Source organism: Cobetia sp. (genome assembly GCF_983723665.1).
Window position 1 is genome coordinate 1 of sequence record NZ_CFDJES010000131.1, and the last position, 6,189, is coordinate 6,189.

The 6,189-nt window shown below is 61.6% G+C and carries 4 protein-coding genes; all 4 read left to right on the forward strand.

All coding sequences use genetic code 11. From position 1 onward, the window contains the following. Nucleotides 1–2,506, forward strand: a 2,506-nt coding sequence (locus AC4FAH_RS11935; RefSeq protein WP_490246086.1) for a bifunctional acetate--CoA ligase family protein/GNAT family N-acetyltransferase, incomplete at its 5' end; no start/stop codon positions are given. Between the two features lie 462 nt (nucleotides 2,507–2,968). Then, the gene (locus AC4FAH_RS11940; protein ID WP_043333554.1) at nucleotides 2,969–4,177 is read left to right on the forward strand and encodes a quaternary amine ABC transporter ATP-binding protein; all 1,209 of its coding nucleotides are present in this window, start codon (nucleotides 2,969–2,971) and stop codon (nucleotides 4,175–4,177) included. Then, nucleotides 4,174–5,031, forward strand: coding sequence for an ABC transporter permease (locus AC4FAH_RS11945; RefSeq protein ID WP_043333557.1), 858 nt, complete (start codon nucleotides 4,174–4,176; stop codon nucleotides 5,029–5,031). The genes AC4FAH_RS11940 and AC4FAH_RS11945 overlap by 4 nt, the downstream gene beginning before the upstream one ends. A 153-nt stretch (nucleotides 5,032–5,184) precedes the next feature. Then, nucleotides 5,185–6,105 (forward strand): glycine betaine ABC transporter substrate-binding protein, encoded by a 921-nt coding sequence (locus AC4FAH_RS11950; protein WP_244995044.1) that lies wholly within the window; start codon nucleotides 5,185–5,187, stop codon nucleotides 6,103–6,105. Nucleotides 6,106–6,189: the final 84 nt, after the last annotated feature.

Consider the following 6,189-nt stretch of genomic DNA (forward strand, 5'->3'; position numbering starts at 1 on the left):
CGAAGTCCCGCGTATCCACCGTGATCAGGAAAGCCTCAACAGTCGGTTGCTCAAGGCCGCACGAGGCAGTGGGATCCGCCTGCTCGGGCCGGAATGCATGGGCATCTGCGTGCCCAACCGTCACCTGAACGCCTCCTTCAGCGGGCAGCCAGTGGCCAAGGGCAAGGTCGCCTATCTCGGTCAGTCGGGGATGCTGGGCAATGCGATGATCGACTGGGCGGCAGGGCGCGGCATCGGCTTCTCGCATCTGGTGACCCTGGGCGACAGCGTCGATGTGATGCTGCCCGATCTGATCGACTATCTGAACCAGTACGGGCCGTCGCAGGCCTTGCTGTTGCACCTGGAGCGCATTCACGACCCGATGCACTTCATGACCGCGCTGCGCGAGGCGTCCCGCAATCGGCTGGTGCTGGCGATCAAGAGCGGCCGTACCCCGGAAGCCGACCTGTTCGGCACACATGTCACACGTGGGGTGCCCAATCGCGACCGGATCGTCGATGTTGCCCTCGCGCGTGCCGGGGTGGTGCGCGTCAATGACAGCGAAGACATGTTCGATGCGCTGGAGACGCTGAATCGCATGAAGCCGTTGCGCGGTGATCGACTGGCGATCGTCTCCAATGGGTTGGGCCCGGCCTTGCTGGCCATCGACAAGCTGATGGCGGGCGGCGGCAAGCTGGCCGAGCTGAGCGAGGAGAGCCGCCAGGCGCTGCTCAAGGCCGAGCTGGATGTCAGCCTGCCGGGGCGCAATCCGGTGGATCTGGGCGGCAATGCCACGCCGGAAGATTTCCTGGCCGCGGTCAACATCGTGGCCAATGACCGTGGCGTGGACGCCGTGCTGGTCGTGCATGCGCCGACACGCCTTGCTCCCTCACGGGCAACGGCCGAGGCGCTGGTGGCGCATCGCAAGCAATTCCGACGCAACCTGCTGACCAGCTGGATGGGGCTCGAGCAGGCACTTTCGGCCCGCCATGAGTGCCATCTGGCCGGCATTCCGACCTATCTGTCGCCGGAGAAGGGCGTCAAGGCCTTCCTGCAGATGGTCGATTACCACCGTGTGCAGACACTGTTGCAGCAGACGCCGCCGAGCCTGGCCTTCTCGACCAGTGCCGAGATCCGCGCCCGCGCCCATGATCTGGTGCACAGTGCGCGGCGTGCCGGCCGTGAATGGTTGACCCACTCGGAAACGGCGCAGGTGCTCGATACCTACGGCATCGCGACCGCGCCCAGTCGCTATGTGCTCGACGCCGCCGAAGGCGCGCGCGCCATCGTCGAGTTGCAGCGTTCTGCCACGGATGACGACAAGCCTTCTCGCCAGGGCCCCTACGCGCTGCGCGTGGTGCATGAACACAACAGCCAGCCGTTCCGCTATCGCCGCTACCCACAGCGGCTGTCTTCCGGCGTGGTGCAGGACCTTTCCGGTCCGGAGGATATCGCGCTGGCGATTCGCCGCATCACCCAGAAGGTGGCGGAGGGCGATGCCGAGCGCGGCCGCAGTGATCATGAGCGCACGCGCATTCATGAGTTCTGCCTGCAGCCGATGCAGCGTGGCAAACACTCGCTGCAGTTGAGCGCAGGCATCACGCGCGATGACGAATTCGGCCCGGTGATCGTGTTCGGCATCGGCGGTTACAAGGTCAATGTGCTGGCGGACCGCCAGGTCGCCTTGCCGCCTCTCAACATGACACTGGCGCGTGAGCTGATCTCGCGCAGCCATGCCTCCCGCCTGATCGCCGAGCACTCGCCGGACCCGGAGCGCGATTTCGAGCGCGTCAGCACGCTGTTGATCAAGCTCTCACAGTTGGCATCGGATTTGCCTGACATAAGAGGGTTGGAAATCAATCCGTTGTTGCTCAATCGCGAGGAGGCCGTGGCGGTGGATTTCGCGCTGGATCTCGGCAAACCGGCCCGTTTCGCGATCATGCCGTATCCGGAGGAGCTGCGTGAATGGGTGTCGCTGGACAATGGCATGCACGTCGAGGTGCGCCCGATACGCGGCGAGGATGCGCCCTTGATCACGGCCTTCCATGCCCGGCTCTCCGAGGAAAGCATTCGTTTCCGCTACTTCCACCACAAGGCGGCGCTGACGCAGCGAGATCTCGCGTTGCTCGCCCAGATCAATTACGACCGCCAGATGGCCTTCATCGCCGAGCGTGAAGTGGAAGCCCAGTCAGGTGAGTCGCCGCAGCGCGAGATGCTGGGGGTGGTGCGGGTATGGAATGACCCGGACAACATTCGCACCGAGTTCTCCGTCATCATCCGGGATGACATGCAAGGCGAGGGAATCGGCAGTCTGCTGATGGAGAAGATGCTGCGCTATTGCCGCTCGCTGGGCACGCTGGAGATGGTCGGCAAGATCATGATCGACAATCACCCGATGCGCGCCCTGATGAAGCACCTTGGCTTCACTTGTCGCTACAACATGGAGGAGCAGGTCATCGATGCCAGCATCCGTCTCAACGAGCCAGTCAGTGATTGGCAGCGCCTGAGGCTGGAAGCCAAGGCCTGATGCGCCTTGATGGTGCAAGGGCCTGTTGATAGGCGTGTGCCTGGGCTTGTTGATAGGCGTGTGCGGTGGTTGTTCAAGGGCGCATGCGTAGGCTTGCCAGGCGGTTCTCGGCAACACGCAATGCGTCAGGGGAGGGAGAGCAATAGACCAATAACAACATGCAATGTCGTGATTCAGGGAGGTATCAGCAAGAAGCGTCAAGGGCATACCACCTTGGTCGTATAAACGTCTGTTCGTGTTTGAGCGCTTATCAATAAAACTGTATTGTAATTACAAATATAAGAATCCTTTATGGATAATGGCGCAGGGGATGACACAGTATTCTGTCAGCAGGTCGGCAAGCGATGCTTGCGGCCAGATTGCGCGATGTCAGCGGCAGGGCGAGCCATTCTCCCTGCCGGATTGAGTGCGTAATTGACAGAATCCGTGGATATTTCCTGCCCGCTGACGACAGGAAAGCCAATGACTGACACTCGCGACGTGAAGATTCGAGTGCGCAATCTGAGCAAGGTGTTCGGCAACCAGCCTGACAAGGCGCTCAAATTGCGTGATGAGGGCATGAAACGCCCCGAGATTCTCGAGAAGACTGGCCAGACGTTGGGGCTTTCCAACGTGGACTTTGATGTGATGGAAGGCGAGTTGCTGGTCATCATGGGGCTGTCCGGCTCCGGGAAATCGACCCTGATCCGCTGCCTGAACCGGTTGATCGAGCCGACGGAGGGCGAGATCCTCATCGACGGCGATGATGTCGCCAAGCTGGATGACAAGTCGCTGCTGCGCTGTCGTCGCAAGCATTTCTCGATGGTGTTCCAGAATTTCGCGCTCTTCCCGCATCGCACCGTGCAGCAGAATGCCGAGTTCGGGCTTGAGGTGCGCGGCGAGGAGAAGGAAGTCTGTTATCAGCGCGGTCGCGATGCGCTCAAGCAGGTCGGCCTTGATGGCTGGGAAGATGCCTACCCCAGCCAGCTCTCCGGCGGCATGCAACAACGTGTCGGCCTGGCGCGAGCGCTGGCCAACGACTCCACGGTGCTGTTGATGGATGAGGCCTTCTCGGCGCTTGATCCCCTGATCCGCAAGGACATGCAGCAGGAATTGCTGGCGCTGCAGCACAAGATGAAGAAGACCACCATCTTCATCACCCACGACCTTGATGAAGCCCTCTCCATCGGCGACCGCATCATCCTGCTCAAGGATGGCGAGATCGTGCAGATCGGCTCCCCCGAAAGCATCCTCACTTCCCCGGCCAATGATTATGTGGCGCGCTTCGTCGAAGGCGTCGACATGTCGCGCATCCTCACTGCCCGCTCGGCGATGACCGATGTGCGTGCCACCGCACGCGATGATGATGGCCCGCGCACGGCGCTGCGCAAGATGGGCGACAACGGCCTCGATAGCCTGTTCGTGGTGCGTCGTGATCGCACCGTGCTCGGGATCATCACCGCCGAGGATACCGAACGTGCCGTGCGCGAGAATCTCACCGATCTCTCGAGCATCATCCACTCCGATTGCTGTCAGGTCTCGCCGGAAGAACCGCTGCACAACCTGTTCGCGATGTTTGCCGGTCATCACCATCCGCTGGCGGTGGTCGATGAGCAATCCCGCCTGTTGGGCGTGGTGATCAAAGGGTCCGTACTCGCGGAACTGGCGGAAGCAGGGGAGGCACACGCATGAGCGACGCAACCGGTTTTACCATCCCGAAGATAGAGCTGGGTGACTGGATCGAGACGGGTCTGGATTACCTGACGACCAACTACTCCAGCATCACGCGCGGCATCTCCAAGTTCACCGAGACCGGCATCGACGTCCTGAACGATGCGCTGATGTGGCTGCCCGAGTGGGCGCTGATCGCCCTGGTGACGCTGCTGTGCTGGCGGCTGGCCGGCACGCGCCTGGCCATCGGTTCCGTACTGGGGCTGGGACTGATCTGGAACCTGGATCTGTGGGACCCGATGATCGAATCGCTGACCCTGGTGGTGATCGCCACCCTGGTCGCCGTGGTCATCGCGGTACCGCTGGGGATACTGGCGGCACTCTCGGACCGCTTCTACAAGGTCATCATGCCGGTGCTGGACTTCATGCAGACCATGCCGGCCTTCGTCTACCTGATTCCGGCGATTCCCTTCTTCGGCATCGGCTCGGTCTCCGCCATCTTCGCCACCGTGATCTTCTCGATGCCGCCGGCGATTCGCTTCACCACGCTGGGCATTCGTCAGGTGCCCAATGACCTGATCGAAGCGGCCGATGCCTTCGGCGCCACCCGCAGCCAGAAGCTCTTCAAGCTGCAGCTGCCGCTTTCCCTGCCCACCGTGATGGCCGGCATCAACCAGACCATCATGCTGGCACTGTCGATGGTGGTGATCGCGGCCATGATCGGCGCCGATGGCCTGGGGAATGAGGTCTGGAAAGCCATCCAGCGCCTGCGTCCGGGAGATGGTTTCGAAGCGGGCATCGCGGTGGTCATCCTGGCCATGCTGCTCGACCGCCTGACCCAGACCTTCAGCAAGGAAAAGAAGCCCCGTTCATGAGGGGATTCACCAGCGGCCTCCGTGTATTGCCTGGCCCATGCGGAGGCCGCCTCGAGCACTTCCATACCCGACTCAACGTTTGGCCGTCGACACGCGTTTTTCGACAGACGTGCTTCGATAAACAATGAGTAAATTCGAATAAAGGGGAAAATGATGAACAAGCAAGATGCCTCCCGCACTACCTTGAACGTCACCGCGAAGATGAATGCCGCCACCAAGGCATTGCTGCTCGGCGCTGTCATGTCCTCCTCACTGGCCGGAGCAAGCGCCGTGTATGCCGCCGGTGACAAGGGCGATGTGACGCTGGCCTACGTCGAATGGTCCTCTGAAGTCGCCTCCACCAATGTGGTCAAGGCGGTGCTCGAATCACAGGGCTACAACGTCGAACTCAAGGCGCTGTCTGCGGCGGCGATGTTCCAGGCAGTCGCCTTCGGCGATGCCGATGGCATGGTCGGTGCGTGGCTCCCCACCACCCACGAAGACTACATGGCCAAGATCGCCGACAAGGTCGACGACCTGGGCGTCAACCTCGAAGGCACCAAGCTCGGGCTGGTCGTGCCGTCCTACAGCAAGCTCGAGACCATCGACGACATCAAGACCCACGCCGATGATATCGATGAGCGCATCGTCGGCATCGAGCCGGGCGCAGGTCTGACGCGTCTGACCGAGCAGGTGCTTGAGGACTACGCTCTCGAGGACATCGACCTGACCACCGGCAGCGGCGCGACCATGACCGCCGCGCTGAGCAATGCGATCAAGGGTGAGCGTGAGATCGTCGTCACCGGCTGGACACCGCATTGGATGTTCGCCCGCTGGGACCTCAAGTACCTGGATGACCCGAAGGGCGTCTACGGCGGTGCCGAGGAGATTCACACCCTGGCGCGCAAGGGACTCGAGGAAGACATGCCGGAGGTCTACGCGATTCTCGACAACTTCGCCTGGACGCCGGCTGACATGGGCGAAGTGATGCTCAACAATCAGGAAGATGACGCCGACCCCTACGAAACCGCCAAGGCGTGGGTGGAAAGCCATCAGGATATCGTCAAGGAATGGCTGCCGGCCGCGGCTGAGTGATGCCTGACGCATGACTCGCTGAGTCATGAATGACGAAACGCCCCCACAGGGTCTCCTGTGGGGGCGTTTCGTTGTGTGCCTGCA

Excerpts from the sequence above, each read along its gene's own strand:
- AC4FAH_RS11940 (WP_043333554.1), top strand. The coding sequence starts at position 2,969 with ATGACTGACACTCGCGACGTGAAGATTCGAGTGCGCAATCTGAGCAAG.
- AC4FAH_RS11945 (WP_043333557.1), top strand. The coding sequence starts at position 4,174 with ATGAGCGACGCAACCGGTTTTACCATCCCGAAGATAGAGCTGGGTGAC.
- AC4FAH_RS11950 (WP_244995044.1), top strand. The coding sequence starts at position 5,185 with ATGAACAAGCAAGATGCCTCCCGCACTACCTTGAACGTCACCGCGAAG.